The organism is Streptomyces lincolnensis (genome assembly GCF_001685355.1).
GTDB classification, from domain to species: domain Bacteria; phylum Actinomycetota; class Actinomycetes; order Streptomycetales; family Streptomycetaceae; genus Streptomyces; species Streptomyces lincolnensis.
The window spans coordinates 2809382-2826058 of record NZ_CP016438.1; the positions used below are offsets into that span (position 1 = coordinate 2809382).

General features: G+C 72.7%; 18 protein-coding genes. 7 read left to right on the plus strand and 11 right to left on the minus strand.

Annotated features, from left to right (window positions below; genetic code table 11):
- The first annotated feature begins 190 nt into the window (after positions 1-190).
- Genes SLINC_RS12435 through SLINC_RS12460 form a run of 6 tightly spaced genes read left to right on the plus strand, consistent with a single transcriptional unit; the run spans position 191 to position 7097 of the window.
- Positions 191-1267, plus strand: coding sequence for an ADP-ribosylglycohydrolase family protein (locus tag SLINC_RS12435; protein ID WP_079164502.1), 1077 nt, complete (start codon positions 191-193; stop codon positions 1265-1267).
- Positions 1264-2547, plus strand: coding sequence for an ADP-ribosylglycohydrolase family protein (locus SLINC_RS12440; RefSeq protein ID WP_225988421.1), 1284 nt, complete (start codon positions 1264-1266; stop codon positions 2545-2547). Before SLINC_RS12435 ends, SLINC_RS12440 begins: the two co-directional genes overlap by 4 nt.
- An 8-nt stretch (positions 2548-2555) precedes the next feature.
- A complete protein-coding gene (locus SLINC_RS12445; RefSeq protein WP_067430853.1) occupies positions 2556-3722 on the plus strand; it encodes an ADP-ribosylglycohydrolase family protein in 1167 nt (388 codons plus the stop codon).
- On the plus strand, positions 3710-5080 hold the full coding sequence (locus SLINC_RS12450) for an ADP-ribosylglycohydrolase family protein (RefSeq protein ID WP_067430856.1): 1371 nt from the start codon (positions 3710-3712) through the stop codon (positions 5078-5080). Before SLINC_RS12445 ends, SLINC_RS12450 begins: the two co-directional genes overlap by 13 nt.
- Positions 5077-6276, plus strand: coding sequence for a CaiB/BaiF CoA transferase family protein (locus SLINC_RS12455; RefSeq protein WP_067430859.1), 1200 nt, complete (start codon positions 5077-5079; stop codon positions 6274-6276). The genes SLINC_RS12450 and SLINC_RS12455 overlap by 4 nt, the downstream gene beginning before the upstream one ends.
- A complete protein-coding gene (locus SLINC_RS12460) occupies positions 6273-7097 on the plus strand; it encodes an HpcH/HpaI aldolase/citrate lyase family protein (RefSeq protein ID WP_067430862.1) in 825 nt (274 codons plus the stop codon). Before SLINC_RS12455 ends, SLINC_RS12460 begins: the two co-directional genes overlap by 4 nt.
- 73 nt (positions 7098-7170) lie before the next feature.
- Here the strand turns inward: SLINC_RS12460 and lgt are convergent, their stop codons facing one another.
- The 11 genes from lgt to hisI all read right to left on the minus strand — a co-directional run bounded on the left by lgt (position 7171) and on the right by hisI (position 15938).
- Complete coding sequence (lgt, locus tag SLINC_RS12465) at positions 7171-8121, minus strand: prolipoprotein diacylglyceryl transferase (RefSeq protein WP_079164504.1); 951 nt, start codon at positions 8119-8121, stop codon at positions 7171-7173.
- A gap of 93 nt (positions 8122-8214) precedes the next feature.
- Positions 8215-8991, minus strand: coding sequence for a DsbA family protein (locus tag SLINC_RS12470; protein WP_067430868.1), 777 nt, complete (start codon positions 8989-8991; stop codon positions 8215-8217).
- A gap of 99 nt (positions 8992-9090) precedes the next feature.
- Positions 9091-9909 (minus strand): tryptophan synthase subunit alpha, encoded by an 819-nt coding sequence (gene trpA, locus SLINC_RS12475; protein ID WP_067430871.1) that lies wholly within the window; start codon positions 9907-9909, stop codon positions 9091-9093.
- Positions 9906-11189, minus strand: a complete 1284-nt coding sequence (gene trpB / locus SLINC_RS12480) for a tryptophan synthase subunit beta (protein ID WP_067430874.1) — start codon at positions 11187-11189, stop codon at positions 9906-9908. Before trpB ends, trpA begins: the two co-directional genes overlap by 4 nt.
- Before the next feature lie 107 nt (positions 11190-11296).
- Entirely contained in the window at positions 11297-11464 is a 168-nt protein-coding gene (gene trpM / locus SLINC_RS50395; protein ID WP_375141480.1) for a tryptophan biosynthesis modulator TrpM, read from the minus strand.
- Positions 11465-11485: 21 nt separating this feature from the next.
- Positions 11486-12295 (minus strand): indole-3-glycerol phosphate synthase TrpC, encoded by an 810-nt coding sequence (gene trpC / locus SLINC_RS12485; RefSeq protein WP_067430877.1) that lies wholly within the window; start codon positions 12293-12295, stop codon positions 11486-11488.
- Positions 12296-12460: 165 nt separating this feature from the next.
- Positions 12461-12901: a DUF2752 domain-containing protein gene (locus tag SLINC_RS12490; RefSeq protein ID WP_067430882.1), complete on the minus strand. Its 441-nt coding sequence runs from the start codon at positions 12899-12901 to the stop codon at positions 12461-12463.
- Between the two features lie 86 nt (positions 12902-12987).
- Positions 12988-13239, minus strand: coding sequence for an HGxxPAAW family protein (locus tag SLINC_RS12495; RefSeq protein ID WP_067430884.1), 252 nt, complete (start codon positions 13237-13239; stop codon positions 12988-12990).
- A 106-nt stretch (positions 13240-13345) separates the two neighbouring features.
- Complete coding sequence (locus tag SLINC_RS12500; protein WP_067430886.1) at positions 13346-13984, minus strand: TIGR02234 family membrane protein; 639 nt, start codon at positions 13982-13984, stop codon at positions 13346-13348.
- Between the two features lie 71 nt (positions 13985-14055).
- Positions 14056-15534 carry an anthranilate synthase component I gene (locus tag SLINC_RS12505; RefSeq protein WP_067430888.1) on the minus strand — a complete coding sequence of 493 codons (1479 nt, stop codon included), beginning with the start codon at positions 15532-15534 and terminating at the stop codon, positions 14056-14058.
- An 11-nt stretch (positions 15535-15545) separates the two neighbouring features.
- Positions 15546-15938, minus strand: a complete 393-nt coding sequence (gene hisI / locus SLINC_RS12510) for a phosphoribosyl-AMP cyclohydrolase (RefSeq protein WP_107406591.1) — start codon at positions 15936-15938, stop codon at positions 15546-15548.
- A gap of 84 nt (positions 15939-16022) precedes the next feature.
- Here hisI and SLINC_RS12515 point away from each other — a divergent pair, with 84 nt between their 5' ends.
- Entirely contained in the window at positions 16023-16658 is a 636-nt protein-coding gene (locus tag SLINC_RS12515) for a TIGR03085 family metal-binding protein (RefSeq protein WP_067430892.1), read from the plus strand.
- The last annotated feature ends 19 nt before the right edge of the window (positions 16659-16677 follow it).

Below are 16677 nucleotides of genomic sequence, written 5' to 3' on the forward strand. Positions count from 1 at the left end.
CCCGCTCGCCAGCAAGGAAAGGCTCCCCTCACCTGCCCTTTTACCGCCGTACGCTCATTCGATCGAGCCCGCGCACAGATGTCGACCGGGTGATGCTGAGGCGTGTGAGGCTGCGCGGCACATCGCACCGGGGACAGTTCCGCAAAGGGATCAGCGCCTTGGGTGGCGCCCCTGAGAGGAGAAGCCGCGTATGGCATCGATCGCCCGCATTCCCTCGGTCCCGGCACCCGGTGACGCCGCCGAACTCCGTGAGCGGGCCCGCGGCGCCCTGCTCGGCCTGGCCGTCGGGGACGCCCTCGGGGCCCCGGCCGAGAACATGAAGCCCTCGGAGATCCGAGCCCGCTGGGGCCGCATCACGGGCTACGTCACCGACACCCCCGCCGGCACGGACGACACCGAGTACGCGATCTTCTCGGGCCTGCTGCTGGCCCGGCACGGCTCCGCCCTCACCCCGGCCCGCGCGGAAGCCGCCTGGCACGCCTGGATCGCGGACCGCGACGAGGGTCCCTTCCGAGGCGCCGGGTTCAGCGAGCGCGGCACCCTGGAGAACCTCCGCCGGGGCCTCGCCGCCCCCATCTCCGCCCAGCACCGGCACGCCTGGAGCGACGGACTGGCCATGCGCGCGGCCCCCTTCGGCGTCTTCGCCGCGGGCCGCCCCACCGAGGCGGCCCGCCTGGTGGCCATCGACGGCTCGGTCAGCCACGACGGCGAGGGCATCTACGGCGGCCAGGCGGTCGCGGCGGGCGTCGCGGCGGCGATGGCGGGCGCACCGGCGATCGCGGTGGTCGCCTCGGCTCTGGCGGTGATCCCGGACGACTCCTGGACGGCCCGCTCCCTGCGCCGGGCCGTGGCGGTGGCCCACCGCGGCGAACGCGCGGTCCGCTCGGCGGTCGTCATCGGCGGCTACCCCTGGACCGACCTCGCCCCCGAGGCCGTCGCCCTCGCCTTCGGCGCCTACGCCGCCGCCGACGGCGACTTCGTCCAGGCCGTCCTCACCGCCGTCAACATGGGCCGCGACGCCGACACCACGGCCGCGGTCGCCGGCGCCCTGGCCGGCGCCACCCGCGGCGCCCGCGCCATCCCCGCCGACTGGGCGGCCGCCATCGGCCCCGCCCGCGGCAGCTGCCTCCCCTCCATGGCGGGCCACCACGTCCTGGACGTGGCGGAACTCCTGACACCGGCCGGCGACGAGCGATGGCACGGCCCTCCCCCGGACCCGACCGCCTTCACCCTGGCGGCGGCCGACGGAACGGAGGTCCGGTCATGAGACCGCCGGCACCCTGGGACGAGGGACTGGTCAGTGGACCGGCAGCCGCCGACGGCGGGTTCGCCCCACAGGGGCCACCCGCACCCGACGACGAAGGCTGCACGGGTGGTGCGGGTGGGAAACAAAAGGCCGAAGGCGAAGCCGAGGCCAGGAACAAGGCCAAGGACAGGAAGCGCACCGAGGGCCTCCTGATCGGCCTCGCCGCGGGCGACGCCGCCGGCTGGCCCGCCGCCCGCCACAGAGCCACCCGCATGCCCGACTGGACCCGCCGCCTCACCCGCGAACTCGACACCTTCGCCGAACAGAACGCCACCACCACCCTCCCCGTCCCCATCGCCCTCAACCAGCCCCCCGAACCCCTCCGCCTCGGCCCCTCCGACGACGCCGAATGGGCCACCTTCACCGCGGAAGCCCTCCTCCGCGCAGGCGACGACACCGCCGTCGCGGACCTCAGCCGAGAGCGCCGTACAAGAGCCGCCATCGACCTCGCCTGGAACGCCCTGGCCTGCGAAGTGGCCGCGGCAGCGGACCGCGCCCCCGAGATCGAGTCCGCCGTCCTCCCGCTCCGTGCCCGTATCTCCGTCCGGGCAGGGCTCGGCAACCTCGCCACCGGCCTGCGCCCGCCCGCCACCGGCCACGACAACCCCCACTACTTCGACGACGCCGCCTGTATCCGCGCCTGCGTCCTCGCCGTGGCCCACCCCGGCGCCCCCCGGCCCGCCGCCGACCTGGCCGAGTTCGACGCCCGCTACACCCAGGACGGCGACGGCGTGCACGGCGCCCGGGCGATGGCGGCGGCCGTGTCCCTCGCCCTCGCCGGGGCCGACGTGCGCACCTGCACGAGCGCGGCCCTCGCCGAACTCCCCGAGTACACCGAGATCGGCCGCAACGCCCGCCACGCCCTGAAACTCGCCGACGACGCGGAGAACGCCTTCGCCCTGATCCCCCTCCTCGAACACCAGATCGTCGACCACGTCTACAGCTACGGCATCGCGGCCGCCGAAACGGTCCCCGTGGCCCTCGCCCTGGCCATCGCGGCGGGCGGCCGTATCGCCGAGGCGGTCCCGGCCGCGGCCTGTCTGTCCCGGGTCGCCGACTCCGCACCGGCCCTCGCCGGCGCCCTCACCGGCGCGCTGGGCGGCGGCGCCTCGATCCCGGCCTCCTGGCGCGACGCCTGCCGCACCCTCTCCGGCTGCGCCCTCCCCCGCCTCACCGGCACCGACCTGGTGGAACTCGCCGAACTCCTGGAAACCGTGCAACCGCCCCTCCCAGGAGGATGATTCGGTGCATGACGCCCAAACAAACAGAAACCGACCTTGAGGAGCGGATCACCGGAGCCCTCGTGGGCGCGGCGGTGGGCGACGCCCTCGGCGGCCCCGTCGAGGGCTACTCCCCCGACCAGATCCTCGAACGTCACGCCGGCCGCGTCCACGGCATCGTCGGCCCCTGGAACGGCGACGCCTGGCGCACCGCCCGCCCCATCGCGCCGTACCACAAGGGCGACGGCCACGTCACCGACGACACCCTGCTGACCCACGCGCTGGTCCGGGTCTACGCCCGGGTCCGCGACCATCTCGACGCGTACGCGATCGCCGACCACCTGGTCCCGGACCTGATGACGACCCCCCGCTGGATCCCGGAGCTCCAGGCGGAGGCCCTCCCCCTGCACCGCGTCTTCCTGGCGGAGAAGTGGCTGGTCGCCCGCCTCCACTACGGCCATGTCGACCCCCGCGAGGCCGGCGTCGGCAACATCGTCAACTGCGGCGCCGCGATGTACATGGCCCCGGTCGGCCTGGTCAACGCGGCCAACCCCCCGGCCGCCTACACCGAGGCCCTGGACATCGCGTCCGCCCACCAGTCCTCCTACGGCCGCGAGGCGGCGGCAGTCTTCGCGGCGGCGGTGGCGGCGGCGACCTCCCCCGGCGCGACCCCGGACTCGATCGTCACGACCTGCCTCTCCCTGGCCAAGGACGGCACCCGCACCGCGATCGAGCGGGTCTGCGAAGTCGCCGCCCACCACACGGACTTCGAATCGGCCCTACGACCCCTGCGCGCGGCCGTCGCCCCGTACGACACCGTGGGCGAGGACTACCGCACCCCCTCCCTGGCCGCCCGCCGCCCTTCCCGCCTCCACGCGATCGAGGAACTCCCCATCGCCCTGGGCATGTTGATCGTGGCGGCCGGCGACTACCGCCACGCGGTCCTCGGCTCCGTCAACTACGGCCGGGACTGCGACTCGATCGCCACGATGGCCGGCGCGCTCGCGGGCGCCCTGGGCTCCCCCGTCCCCGAGGACTGGTCCAAGACGGTCGCGGAGGCCAGCCGCCTGGACCTGTGGGAACCGGCGGCCACCCTCACCGCCGTGACCCGGGAGGTCTTCGCCCGCGACACCCGCCGGCGCCGAGCCCACGAAGCCGCCTTCACCGCCCTCGGAGGCCCCGGATGCAGCGCCTGACCTGGGTCCAGCCGGAAGACCTGCTCGGCCACGAACTCCGTCAGGCGGCCCAGGACGGCCGACAGCCGTCGGCGATCGCGGCGCGATGGAGAGCGGCGGGCGGTGCGGAGGCCCCCGCACGGGCGGGTGCGTCCCCGGAACCGGCATCGGGATACCTGCGGCACCTCGCAGAGGACCTGATGGACGAACTGGCGGATCTGCCGAGCACGTTGGCGGAGCTTGAGCCGACAGCCCTGGACGACATCAGAGCCGCCTGCCCGACCTGGCCCACCCCGGCTGCTCCCGCCCCCACAGCACCCCCCACCCACGCCGCCCTCGAAGCCGCCTGGCTGGGCCGGGCGGTCGGCTGCCTCCTGGGCAAACCGGTGGAGAAACTCCCCCTGGACGCCATCCGCCAACTCGCAGAGTCCACCGGGAACTGGCCCCTCACCACGTACTTCACGGCGAAGGGCGTCCCCCCGGAACTCCTCACCGCCCACCCCTGGAACCGCCGCTCGGCCCCCACCTCCCTCGCCGAGAACATCGACGGCATGCCCGAGGACGACGACCTCAACTACCCCCTCCTCAACCTGCTCCTGCTCCGGCGCCACGGCAGGACCTTCACCACCACGGACGTGGCCACCCTCTGGCTGGACGAACTCCCGGCCGGCCGCACGTTCACCGCGGAACGCGTCGCCTACCGCAACCTCCTCCTCGGACTGAACCCCCCGCGAACGGCCCGCCACCGCAACCCGTTCCGCGAATGGATCGGCGCCCTGATCCGCGCGGACGTCCACGGCTGGACGAACCCGGGCGACCCGGCCGCCGCGGCGGAACAGGCGCACCGGGACGCCACCCTCACCCACACCGCCAACGGCGTCTACGCGGCGATGTTCACCGCCGCCACCATCGCCCGGGCGGCCACCGGCACCGCCGACATCCACACCTGCCTCCGCACCGGCCTGACGGTGATCCCCCCGCACTGCCGCCTCACCGCGGCGATCACCCACGCCGTCCGGCTGGCCGAGGAGCACGAGGACTTCGACACGGTCGTGGACGAACTCCACGCCACCTACGCCGACACCCACCACTGGGTCCACGCGATCCCCAACACCGCGTTGATCGCCGCCGCCCTCACCCACGCGAACGGCGACTTCACCGGCTCCATCTGCCGCGCCGTCTCGGGCGGCTGGGACACCGACTCCAACGGCGCCACGACAGGCGGCGTCGCCGCCCTCCTCGCCGGCACCCCCACCGCACTCCCCGACCGCTGGACGGCACCCCTGAAGAACCGACTCGCCACCACCGTCGGCGACTTCGACGGCACCGGCTTCGACACCCTGGCCCACCTCACGCTCGTGGAGGCGACCCGCCCATGACCGAGGACTCCTTCCCCCCGTTCACCGGCCTGCGCGTCCTCGACCTCGCCACGCTCTTCGCGGGTCCGATCGCCGCCACCATGCTCGGCGACTTCGGCGCCGAGGTCATCAAGATCGAGCACCCCCGCAAGCCCGACCCGTCCCGAGGCCACGGCCCGTCGAAGGACGGGATCGGGCTGTGGTGGAAGGTGCTGGGCCGCAACAAGCGCACCCTCACCCTCGATCTGTCGAAACCCGGCGGCCGCGCCACCCTCCTGCGGCTCGCCGCCACCGCCGACGTGATCATCGAGAACTTCCGCCCCGGCACCCTGGAGAAGTGGGACCTCGGCTGGCCGGAACTCTCCGCCGCCAACCCGCGGCTGGTCCTGGCCCGGGTCACCGGCTTCGGCCAGTTCGGCCCCTCGGCCCACCGCCCCGGCTTCGGCACCCTCGCCGAGGCGATGAGCGGCTTCGCGGCGATCACCGGCGAACCGGACGCACCGCCGACGCTCCCGCCGTTCGGCCTCGCCGACTCGATCGCCGGCCTGGCGACGGCGTACGCGGTGCTGACGGCCCTGGCCGCCCGCGACCGCACCGGCGAGGGCCAGGTCGTCGACATGGCGATCATCGAACCGATCCTGGCCGTCCTCGGCCCCCAGCCGACCTGGTACGACCAGCTGGGCTACGTGCAGGAGCGCACCGGCAACCGGTCCGCCAACAACGCCCCGCGCAACACCTACCGCACGGCGGACGGCACCTGGGTCGCCGTCTCCACCTCCGCGCAGTCGATCGCCGAGCGCGTGATGCGCCTGGTCGGCCGCCCGGACGTGATCGACGAACCCTGGTTCGCCACCGGCGCCGGCCGCGCCGCGCACGCCGAGATCCTCGACAAGGCGGTCGGCGCCTGGATCGCCGAGCGCACCCGCACCGAGGTGCTGGCCGCGTTCGAGAAGGCGGAGGCCGCGGTGGCCCCGATCCAGGACGTCCGGGACGTGCTGACGGACCCGCAGTACCAGGCCCTCGGCACCGTCACCACGGTCGACGACCCCGAACTGGGCCCGCTGCGCATGCAGAACGTCCTCTTCCGCCTCTCCGCCACGCCCGGCGGGATCCGCTGGGCGGGCCGCCCGCACGGCGCGGACTCGCAGGAGGTCCTGACCGAGCTGGGCCTGACCCCGGCGGACGTGGCCGCCCTGCGCGAGGAGGGCGCCGTATGACCACGCTGACCTGGCTGTACGCCCCCGGCGACCGTCCGCACGTGGTCGCGAAGGCCCTGACCTCCGGTGCCGACGTCGTCATCGTCGACCTGGAGGACGCGGTCGCCCCCGACCGCAAGGAGTACGCCCGCGCGGCCACCGCCGAACTCCTCACCGAACCGCACCCCGTCCCGGTCCACGTGCGGGTGAACGCGCTGGACTCCCCGGCCGGCGCGGCGGACCTGGCGGCGGTGGCCGCCCTCCCCGGGGTCGGCGGACTGCGCCTGCCCAAGGTGACCTCCCCGGAGCAGATCGTCCGCATCGCCGAGCACACGGCCCCCGCCGACGGCGGCGCGCCCCCGCTCTACGCCCTGCTGGAAACCGCCCTGGGCATCGAACACGCCCACGCGATCGCCGCCGCCCACCCCGCAGTGCGCGGTATCGCACTCGGGGAGGCCGACCTCCGGGCCGACCTCGGCGTACGCGAGGACGCCGGCCTCGACTGGTCCCGCTCCCGCGTGATCGTGGCCGCGCGGGCAGCGGGCCTGGCCCCACCACCGCAGTCCGTCCACCCCGACATCCGCGACCTGGAGGGCCTCGCCGCCTCCTGCGCCCACGGCCGCGCCCTCGGCTTCCTCGGCCGCGCCGCGATCCACCCCCGACAACTTCCGGTGATCGAACGCGCCTACCTGCCCACGGAAGCGGAGATCGAAGCGGCGGAGACGATCGTCAAGGCGGCCTCGGCGGAACAGGGCGCCCAGGCCCTGCCCGACGGCCGCTTCGTCGACACCGCGGTGGTGGCGACGGCCCACCGGACCCTGTCCCTGGCCCGCCGCGGCTGACCCGCGCACACGATGAGGGCGCCCCGGGAATCCCTGGGCGCCCTCATCGACGTACGACGAACGCGACGGACCGTCAGGTCTTCTTGGCCGACTCGGCCTCGGCCTCGGCCTTCGCTTCCGCCTCGGACTCCTCGCCCTCGGCCTTCTCGGCCCCGTCGCTCTCGCCCGCCGCGTCGGCCCGAGCGCCGTCCCCGGCCGGACCGTCGGAGACACCCGGCTCGACCACGTCCTCCCGGCCCGGCCGCTTCTTCGCCGACATCACGATGTAGACCACCGCGAGCAGGAAGACGATCAGCGCGGTCCAGTTGTTCAGCCGCAGGCCCAGGATGTGGTGGGCGTCGTCGATGCGCATGTACTCGATCCAGAACCGGCCCACGCAGTACGCGGCGACGTACAGCGCGAACGCCCGCCCGTGTCCCAGCTTGAAGCGGCGGTCCGCCCAGATGACGAGGGCGGCGACGCCGAGGCACCACAGCGACTCGTACAGGAACGTCGGCTGGTAGGTGCCCGGGATCCGTCCGTCCGAGGACGACGTGATCTCCAGCGCCCAGGGCAGATCCGTCGGCTTGCCGTACAGCTCCTGGTTGAACCAGTTGCCCCAGCGGCCGATGGCCTGCGCGACGGCGATACCGGGTGCGATGGCGTCGGCGTAGGCGGGCAGCGGAATGCCACGGCGGCGGCAGCCGATCCACGCGCCCACCGCGCCGAGCGCGATCGCGCCCCAGATGCCGAGACCGCCCTCCCAGATCTTGAAGGCGTCCACCCAGTCACGGCCCTCGCTGAAGTACAGCTCGTAGTCCGTGATCACGTGGTAGAGCCGACCGCCGAGCAGCCCGAAGGGGACGGCCCAGACAGCGATGTCGGCCACCGTGCCGGCCTGCCCGCCCCGGGCGACCCAGCGCCTGTTGCCGAGCCAGACGGCTACGAAGACGCCGATGATGATGCAGAACGCGTAGCCGCGCAGCGGAATGGGACCGAGGTGGATCACTCCGCGCGACGGGCTGGGAATGTAGGCAAGTTCCATGGCAGGGTCGACGCTACCGTGCCGGGCCTGGCCCACGGCAGGCGGCCCGGCTACGGGTCCATAACGGGCGGGTGTGAGAACCGGCCTTCCTGCTTACCCCTTACTCGCCCGCTGGACCAGCTGCTTCAGCTTCGCCGGGGTCATCGACTGGTCCGCGTAGATGTTCGTGCCGTTGAGGATCACGGTCGGTGTGCCGCTGAATCCGCCGTTGCGGAAGGCCGCGGCGGACTTCTCGACCCAGCTGTTGTGCGTGCCCTTCTCGACACAGGTACGGAACGCGGGTGTGTCGAGACCGTCGACCTTGGCGGCCAGCTCGAAGAGCTTGGCGTCCTTGGCGAAGGCGTCGTCGGTCTCGGCGGGCTGGTTGTCGTAGAGCACGTCGTGGTACGCGGTGAACTTCCCGGTGTCCTGGGCGCAGGCCGCGGCGTTGGCGGCCTTGCGGGAGCCGGTGCCGCCCATGTTGCCGTCGATGATCGTCGCCAGGTGGTACTCGACCTTCAGCTCGCCGGAGGCAACCAGCTCGTGGATGACCGGGCGGTACGCCGTCTCGAAGGACTTGCAGGCCGGACAGCGGAAGTCCTCCCACACCGTGAGCGTCGACTTGGCGCTCTCCTTGCCGGCCGGGATGGCCAGACCGTCCTTGCCGTTCGCCCCCGAGGGCACCACGACCGGGCCCTTCGACTCGCTGCCGTCGTCCTTGCCCGCGTTCGCCGCGACCACGCCGATCACCGCCGCGAGCCCCAGCACGCAGACGACGCTCGCGCCCACGATCAGCACCCGGCGGCGCTTCTCCGCGGACTTCTGCTTCTCGCGCTCTTCCGCCAGCCGCTCGCGGGCGGTGCGCTTTCCCTCACGGTTCTTCTCACTCACACCCCGGAAACGAACCGGGGAGGCGCAGCGCGCCTCCCCGGTCCCAGGTCCACCCGTACGGGTGACCGTATTGTCCGTAACGTTATCTGGCGTTCTCTGTTACGCCTGTCCGCGCACGCCCTTGGCGAGCTGCCCGGCGAGCGCGCGGACCGCCTCGACACCGGCCGCGTCGTCCGGCGCGTCCAGCATGCCCTTGACGAAGGCCGAGCCGACGATCACGCCGTCGGCGAAGCCGGCCACCTCGGCGGCCTGCTCGGCGTTGGAGACACCGAGGCCGACGCAGACGGGCAGGCCGGAGCCGGTCGCCCGGGTGCGCTCGACCAGGTCCTGCGCCTGCGCGCCGACCGACTCGCGGGTTCCGGTGACGCCCATCAGCGAGGCGGCGTAGACGAACCCGCTGCCCGCCCCGGTGATCTCGGCGAGCCGCGCGTCCTTGCTGCTCGGGGCGACGACGAAGACGGTCGCGAGAGCGTGCTTCTCGGCGTGCTCCCTCCACAGCGCCGACTCCTGCACGGGCAGGTCGGGCAGGATGCACCCGGCGCCGCCCGCCTCGGCGAGCTCGGCGGTGAAGCGCTCGACGCCGTAGCGGTCGATGGGATTCCAGTACGTCATGACGAGCACCGGCTTGCCGGTCGCCTCGTAGGTCTCCCGGACCGTCCGCATGACGTCGGCGATCTTGACGCCGCCGCGCAGGGCGATGTCGTCGGCGGTCTGGATGACGGGGCCGTCGAGGACCGGGTCGCTGTGCGGCAGACCGACCTCGACGACGTCCGCGCCGCCGTCGAAGGCGGCCTTGATCGCCTCGATGCCGCCGTCCACGGTCGGGAACCCGGCCGGGAGGTACGCGATGAGCGCGGAGCGGCCCTCGGCCTTGGCGGCGGCGAGGGTGTCGCTCAACAGCTGGATGTTGCCGCTCACTTGACGTCCCCCTCGATCTCGGCGGTGCCGGAGGCGTCCTGGGCGACCTCGGCGTCGGTGTCGTACAGGTCGAAGTAGCGGGCCGCCGTGTCCATGTCCTTGTCGCCGCGCCCGGACAGGTTGACGACGATCAGACCGTCCTTGCCCAGCTCGCGGCCGACCTCCAGGGCACCGGCCAGCGCGTGCGCGCTCTCAATGGCCGGGATGATGCCCTCGGTGCGCGAGAGCAGGCGCAGGGCCTGCATGGCCGCGTCGTCGGTGACCGCGCGGTACTCGCCGCGGCCGCTGTCCTTGAGGTAGGAGTGCTCGGGCCCGATGCCCGGGTAGTCCAGACCGGCCGAGATCGAGTACGGCTCGGTGATCTGGCCCTCCTCGTCCTGGAGGACGTAGGAGCGGGACCCGTGCAGGATGCCGGGCTCACCGGCGGTCAAAGTGGCCGCGTGTTCGCCGGTCTCGACGCCGTGGCCCGCCGGCTCGCAGCCGATGAGGCGGACGCCCTCGTCGGGGATGAAGGCGTGGAACAGGCCGATGGCGTTGGAGCCGCCGCCGACGCAGGCGATCGCCGCGTCGGGCAGGCGGCCGGCCCGCTCCAGGAGCTGGCGGCGGGCCTCGACGCCGATCACCCGGTGGAAGTCGCGGACCATGGCCGGGAAGGGGTGCGGGCCGGCGACCGTACCGAAGAGGTAGTGGGTGCGGTCGACGTTGGCGACCCAGTCGCGGAACGCCTCGTTGATCGCGTCCTTCAGCGTGCGGCTGCCGGACTTCACGGCGATGACCTCGGCGCCGAGCATGCGCATCCGGGCCACGTTGAGGGCCTGGCGCTGGGTGTCGATCTCGCCCATGTAGATGGTGCAGTCGAGGCCGAACAGCGCGCAGGCCGTCGCCGTGGCCACGCCGTGCTGGCCGGCGCCGGTCTCGGCGATCACGCGGGTCTTGCCCATGCGCTTGGTGAGCAGGGCCTGACCGAGCACGTTGTTGATCTTGTGCGAGCCGGTGTGGTTGAGATCCTCGCGCTTGAGGAAGACGCGACAGCCGCCGGCGTGCTCGGCGAAACGAGACACCTCGGTGAGGGAGCTGGGGCGGCCGGTGTAGTTGACCAGCAGATCGTCGAGCTCGCGGGCGAACTCGGGGTCGTGCTTGGCCTTGTCGTACTCGACGGCCACCTCGTCCACGGCGGCGACGAGGGCCTCCGGGATGAACTTGCCGCCGAACGCGCCGAAGTAGCCTTCGGGGCTGGGGACCTGACCCTCGGGGTCGGGGATGAAGAACTCGCTGGGCATGAGTGAACCTCACGGTGAGTGGTGTGAACAGCACTGATCGCCGTGGGGGCGGGGTTTGTTCGACGGCGAAAGGCCGTCCGTGGCTTGTCGCGCAGTTCCCCGCGCCCCTATAGGGCGCGCTGCCATCGACGGCCGTTCACCTGCCCGGGTTCGTCACCGATCACGTACCGCACACGACGGCCGTGCACCCTGCGTGCGGGCGCGCGGCACCCACGGGGGCGGCAGCCGCGCGCGAGGCGGGCGTACCGGTCCGTGGTGGTCGTCGTGAGGTTCATCGCGCCAAGCCTATCGAATGATCAGCCGCGGCCGTGCCGCAATGCGGGGTGCTCGCCCGCCGCGACCAGGTCGGACACTGCCGCCTTGGGGTCCTTGCCCGTGACCAGGGACTCGCCGACCAGGACCGCGTCGGCGCCGGCGTTGGCGTAGGCGATGAGGTCGTGGGGGCCGCGGACACCCGACTCGGCGATCTTGACGACGCCGGAGGGGATCTCGGGGGCCAGCCGTTCGAAGGTGCCGCGGTCGACGTCGAGGGTCTTGAGGTTACGCGCGTTGACCCCGATGATCTTCGCGCCCGCGTCGACGGCACGCTCGACCTCGTCCTCGTCGTGGACCTCGACGATCGGGGTGAGCCCGATGGACTCGGCGCGCTCGACGAGGGACTCCAGGGCGGGCTGCTCCAGGGCGGCGACGATCAGCAGCACGAGGTCGGCGCCGTAGGCACGGGCCTCCCACAGCTGGTACGAGGTGACGATGAAGTCCTTGCGCAGGACGGGGATGTCCACGCGGGCGCGGACGGCCTCCAGGTCGGCCAGCGAACCGCCGAAGCGGCGCTGTTCGGTGAGGACGGAGATGACGGCCGCGCCGCCCGCCTCGTAGTCCGCGGCGAGCGCGGCCGGGTCGGCGATCGCGGCCAGCGCGCCCTTGGAGGGGCTGGAGCGCTTGACCTCGCAGATGACCTTGACGCCGTCGCCGCGGAGGGCGGCCACGCCGTCCTTGGCGGCGGGAGCCTTCGCCGCGCGCTCCTTGAGCTCGTCGAGGCTGACGCGCGCCTGCCGTTCCGCGAGGTCGGCACGGACTCCGTCGATGATCTCGTCGAGCACACTCACGCGAGCGGCCCCCTTCCACACGGTTGACTGTTCAAGCGGTTGAGCTTCTGTCACCGGTCCGCCTGCTCGGACGAAACCGATGGTCACTGTGATGGTATCCGCAGGAGGGCTTAGGCCTCGCATCCGGTTGACGCCGGCCCCATTACCTGGAGCTTCATGAGTTGATCAAGGATGTAGCCAGCCACCGAAGGGCAGGTTCCGGACAACCGTGAAGACCAGCAACAACGCGCCCAGCGACCACAGGAGTGCGGGCGGGGGATCGATCCGCAGCCGTCGTCCGCGTGCCGCGTGGACCACCCAGACGGTCCACAGCACGGCGAAGCCCAGATAGCCCATGACGGCCGGCGCGTTGTCCTGAAGAGCGGTGAGGACGTCCCCGTGGACGAAGGCGTGCGCGCTGCGCAGTCCGCCGCAGCCGGGGCAGTAGATGCCCGTGTAGCGCAGCAGCGGGCAGACCGGGTAGTGGCCGGCCTCGTTGGGGTCCACCGTCCCCACGTACGCGAAGGCCCCGGCCACCGCGGCGAGCACCCCCACGGGTGCGGCCAGTCGTCCCGGCAGGGAGGTGCTCGGGGCCACGCTCGGGCTGTCGGCGTCCACGTCTGGCATTGTGCCGCGCCGCGGCCCCGGACGCGCGTGAGGGGCGGTTCCCGGCACGGTGGCCGGTCCGCCCCTCCACGAGGTTCGTCCGCGGTTCAGCTCTCGGCGCCCGCCGGCTCGCGCTGCTCCGCGGTGCGGTGCACCGGGTGGGTCTTCTTCGGCTGCCCCATGCCCATCGCGCTCATGATCCAGCCGACGACGCCACCGAGGATCACGATCGCCATGCCGCCCCAGAAGCCCAACGGGTTGGCCAGCACCATGAAGGCGCCCGCGACGCAGAAACCGATGATTGCGATGGTGACACCGGTCCAGGCGGCCGGGGTGTGACCGTGGCTGCTGCCCGCCATGACTTGCTCCTCGTTGCTGTGTCCGTGTCTGAGCCGAACGCTCAAGGTCCATTGTTCCGCACGCGAGGGTGCGTCGTGCCCGGGGGTCACCCCTTACGCCCCCGCCTTACGCCCCCGTCGGGTCCTCTCCCCGGTCGAGCGCCTTCCAGATGTCCTCGGGCCGGTCGGGATCCACCACGGGCCCGCGCCGCACCCGGGGCGCCCCGTCCCGCTCGTACCGCCCCGACATCGCGGGCCACGAACGGCCGTACCGCAGGGCGAGCAATCCGGCGAGCAGGATCAGCGCGCCGCCCGCCACCGCCACGTACGGCCACGCCGTATGGCTGAGCGCGTGCACCGTGGCGGAGGTGTCGCCGGAGGCCCGCGCCGCCTGCTCGTCGAGCGCCGCGCTGTCGGACGCGCCGAGCAGGGCCGCCGCCACGATCCCCGCACCGGAGAGCGTGAGGAGCGCGGCGACCAGCATCCGGCCGGCCTTGCGGACGGCGAAGACGGCGACGAGCGCGGCGAGGCCCACTATCGCGAGGGCGGCGGGGACGCCGGTGACGTCGCTGCCCTTGGCGGTCAGGGGGAAGTCGCCGCCGGCCACCGTCGCGGTGCCCTGCGACCACTCCTGGCGGGTCGCCAGCAGGGCCACGGCGGCGCCGAGCGCACCGGACAGAAGGGCTACGGCGAGACTCCGGCGGCCGGCCCTGGCGGGTCCTGCGGCTTCGGAACGGGGAGGAGGAACAGCAGTCACGTACCCCACTATCACCCGAACCCCGTCCGAACCGGCACCCGGGGCTCACGTGAGAAGCGCCCCACTTCCCCGGAAGCGTCCTACTTTCCGAGCCGGTTGGCCGTGTGCACCGCCCGCAGGACCGCCGCCGCCTTGTTGCGGCACTCGGTGTCCTCGGCGACCGGGTCGGAGTCGGCGACGATGCCGGCGCCCGCCTGGACGTAGGCGGTGCCGTCGCGCAGGAGGGCCGTGCGGATGGCGATGGCGGTGTCGGAGTCGCCCGCGAAGTCGAGGTAGCCGACGCAGCCGCCGTACAACCCCCGCCTGGACGGCTCCAGTTCGTCGATGATCTGCATGGCGCGCGGCTTGGGGGCGCCGGAGAGCGTGCCCGCGGGGAAGCAGGCCGTCAGGACGTCGAAGGCGGTGCGGCCCGCGGCGACCCTGCCGGTGACCGTCGAGACGATGTGCATCACGTGCGAGTACCGCTCGACGGACATGAAGTCGACGACCTCGACCGAGCCGGGCTCGCAGACCCGCCCCAGGTCGTTGCGGCCGAGGTCGACGAGCATGAGGTGCTCGGCGCGCTCCTTGGGGTCGGCGAGGAGTTCGTCGGCGAGGGCCTGGTCCTCCTGCGGGGTGGCCCCGCGCCACCGGGTGCCCGCGATCGGGTGGACCATGGCCCGCCCGTCCTCGACCTTCACCAGGGCTTCGGGGGACGAGCCGACGACGTCGAACCCGTCGAAGCGGAACAGGTACATGTACGGCGAGGGATTGGTCGCCCGCAGCACCCGGTAGACGTCCAACGCGCCGGCCGTGCACGGCGTCTCGAAGCGCTGCGAGGGGACGACCTGGAAGGCCTCGCCGGCGCGGATGCGCTCCTTGATGTCCTCGACGGCCACCTGGAAGTCGGGGCCGCCCCACAGGGCCGTGTACGCGGGGAGCTCGGAGGGCGGGAGGACGGCCGGGGGCTGGGCGACCGCGCGCGAGAGGTCGGCCTCCATGGCGTCGAGGCGGGCCACCGCGTCCGCGTGCGCCTCGTCGACGCCGGTGTCGAGGTCGTTGTGGTTGATCGCGTTGGCGATCAGCAGGACCGAGCCCTCCCAGTGGTCCATGACGGCGAGATCGCTGGTCAGGAGCATGGTCAGCTCGGGCAGCTTGAGGTCGTCCCGCTCCCCGGGCCCGATCTTCTCCAGGCGGCGCACGATGTCGTAGCCGAGGTAGCCGACCATGCCGCCGGTGAAGGGCGGCATGCCTTCCTGGTGGGGCGTGTGCAGGGCCTCGATGGTGGCGCGCAGGGCGGCGAGCGGGTCGCCGTCCGTGGGGACGCCGACGGGCGGGGTGCCGAGCCAGTGGGCCTGGCCGTCCCGCGCGGTCAGGGTGGCGGCCGACCGGACGCCCACGAAGGAGTACCGGGACCACGAGCGGCCGTTCTCCGCGGATTCCAGCAGGAAGGTGCCGGGGCGCTCGGCGGCGAGCTTGCGGTAGAGCGCGACGGGGGTGTCACCGTCGGCGAGGAGCTTGCGCGTGACCGGGATGACACGCCGGTCGGTGGCGAGCTTGCGGAAGGTCTCGAGGTCCATGGCGGCAGACCTTACTGATCCGAGGCCGCGACGCCGGAATCGGCGTCCTTGAGCAGCACGTCCGCGTCGAAGCAGGTGCGCGCGCCGGTGTGGCAGGCGGCGCCGACCTGGTCGACCTTGACGAGCACGGTGTCGGCGTCGCAGTCGAGGGCGACGGACTTGACCCACTGGAAGTGGCCGGAGGTGTCGCCCTTGACCCAGTACTCCTGACGGCTGCGCGACCAGTATGTGCAGCGGCCGGTGGTGAGGGTGCGGTGCAGCGCCTCGTCGTCCATCCAGCCGAGCATGAGCACCTCACCGGTGTCGTACTGCTGGGCGATGGCGGGGACGAGCCCGTCGGTGCTGCGCTTGAGGCGCGCGGCGAGCTCCGGGTCGAGACTGCTGGGCTGGGGCGTGCTGGTCATGGGTGCCATTGTGCCGCGTACCACTGACAGACCTGGCGCGCCGTCCGCTGTGCGGACGGGCCCGACGGTCGTAGGCTGACTGTCATGTCGACTTTCGCCAAGCGTGAACGACTTCTCCTCGCCGACCTGTTGGAGGCCGAGGGCCCCGAGGCCCCGACCCTGTGCGAGGGCTGGCAGACCCGTGACCTCGCCGCGCACGTGGTGGTGCGCGAGCGCCGCCCCGACGCCGCCGGCGGCATACTGATCAAGCAGCTCGCCTCCCGCCTGGACAAGGTCATGGAGGAGTTCGCGGCCAAGCCGTACGAGGAACTCATCCAGTTGATCCGGACCGGCCCACCGCGGTTCTCGCCGTTCAACCTCAAGCAGCTCGACGAGCTGTCGAACACGGTCGAGTTCTACGTCCACACCGAGGACGTCCGCCGGGCCCGCCCCGACTGGACGCCCCGCGAGCTCGACCCGGTCTTCCAGGACGCCCTGTGGTCCCGTCTCGAACGCAGCGCCCGGCTGATGGGCCGCGGCACCCCCACCGGCCTCGTCCTGCGCCGCCCGGACGGCCAGACGGCGGTCGCCCACCGGGGCACCCCGGTCGTGACGGCCACGGGCGAGCCCTCGGAGCTGCTGCTGTTCCTGTACGGCCGGCAGAACGCGGCCGAGGTCGAGCTGGACGGCGAGAAGGACGCGATCGCCCGGCTGCACGACACCAAGCAGCTCGGTATCTGAGCCGAGAGGGGGCGGCGGG

What these genes read in the sequence shown, in the direction of transcription:
- SLINC_RS12490 (WP_067430882.1), bottom strand. Translation starts at nt 12,901, where the DNA reads ATGCCAGACGTGGACGCCGACAGCCCGAGCGTGGCCCCGAGCACCTCC.
- trpM (WP_375141480.1), bottom strand. Translation starts at nt 11,464, where the DNA reads ATGAACCTCACGACGACCACCACGGACCGGTACGCCCGCCTCGCGCGC.
- SLINC_RS12460 (WP_067430862.1), top strand. Translation starts at nt 6,273, where the DNA reads ATGACCACGCTGACCTGGCTGTACGCCCCCGGCGACCGTCCGCACGTG.
- SLINC_RS12495 (WP_067430884.1), bottom strand. Translation starts at nt 13,239, where the DNA reads ATGGCGGGCAGCAGCCACGGTCACACCCCGGCCGCCTGGACCGGTGTC.
- SLINC_RS12515 (WP_067430892.1), top strand. Translation starts at nt 16,023, where the DNA reads ATGTCGACTTTCGCCAAGCGTGAACGACTTCTCCTCGCCGACCTGTTG.
- trpB (WP_067430874.1), bottom strand. Translation starts at nt 11,189, where the DNA reads ATGCCCAGCGAGTTCTTCATCCCCGACCCCGAGGGTCAGGTCCCCAGC.
- hisI (WP_107406591.1), bottom strand. Translation starts at nt 15,938, where the DNA reads ATGACCAGCACGCCCCAGCCCAGCAGTCTCGACCCGGAGCTCGCCGCG.
- SLINC_RS12450 (WP_067430856.1), top strand. Translation starts at nt 3,710, where the DNA reads ATGCAGCGCCTGACCTGGGTCCAGCCGGAAGACCTGCTCGGCCACGAA.
- SLINC_RS12505 (WP_067430888.1), bottom strand. Translation starts at nt 15,534, where the DNA reads ATGGACCTCGAGACCTTCCGCAAGCTCGCCACCGACCGGCGTGTCATC.
- SLINC_RS12435 (WP_079164502.1), top strand. Translation starts at nt 191, where the DNA reads ATGGCATCGATCGCCCGCATTCCCTCGGTCCCGGCACCCGGTGACGCC.
- SLINC_RS12455 (WP_067430859.1), top strand. Translation starts at nt 5,077, where the DNA reads ATGACCGAGGACTCCTTCCCCCCGTTCACCGGCCTGCGCGTCCTCGAC.
- lgt (WP_079164504.1), bottom strand. Translation starts at nt 8,121, where the DNA reads ATGGAACTTGCCTACATTCCCAGCCCGTCGCGCGGAGTGATCCACCTC.
- SLINC_RS12445 (WP_067430853.1), top strand. Translation starts at nt 2,556, where the DNA reads ATGACGCCCAAACAAACAGAAACCGACCTTGAGGAGCGGATCACCGGA.
- SLINC_RS12440 (WP_225988421.1), top strand. Translation starts at nt 1,264, where the DNA reads ATGAGACCGCCGGCACCCTGGGACGAGGGACTGGTCAGTGGACCGGCA.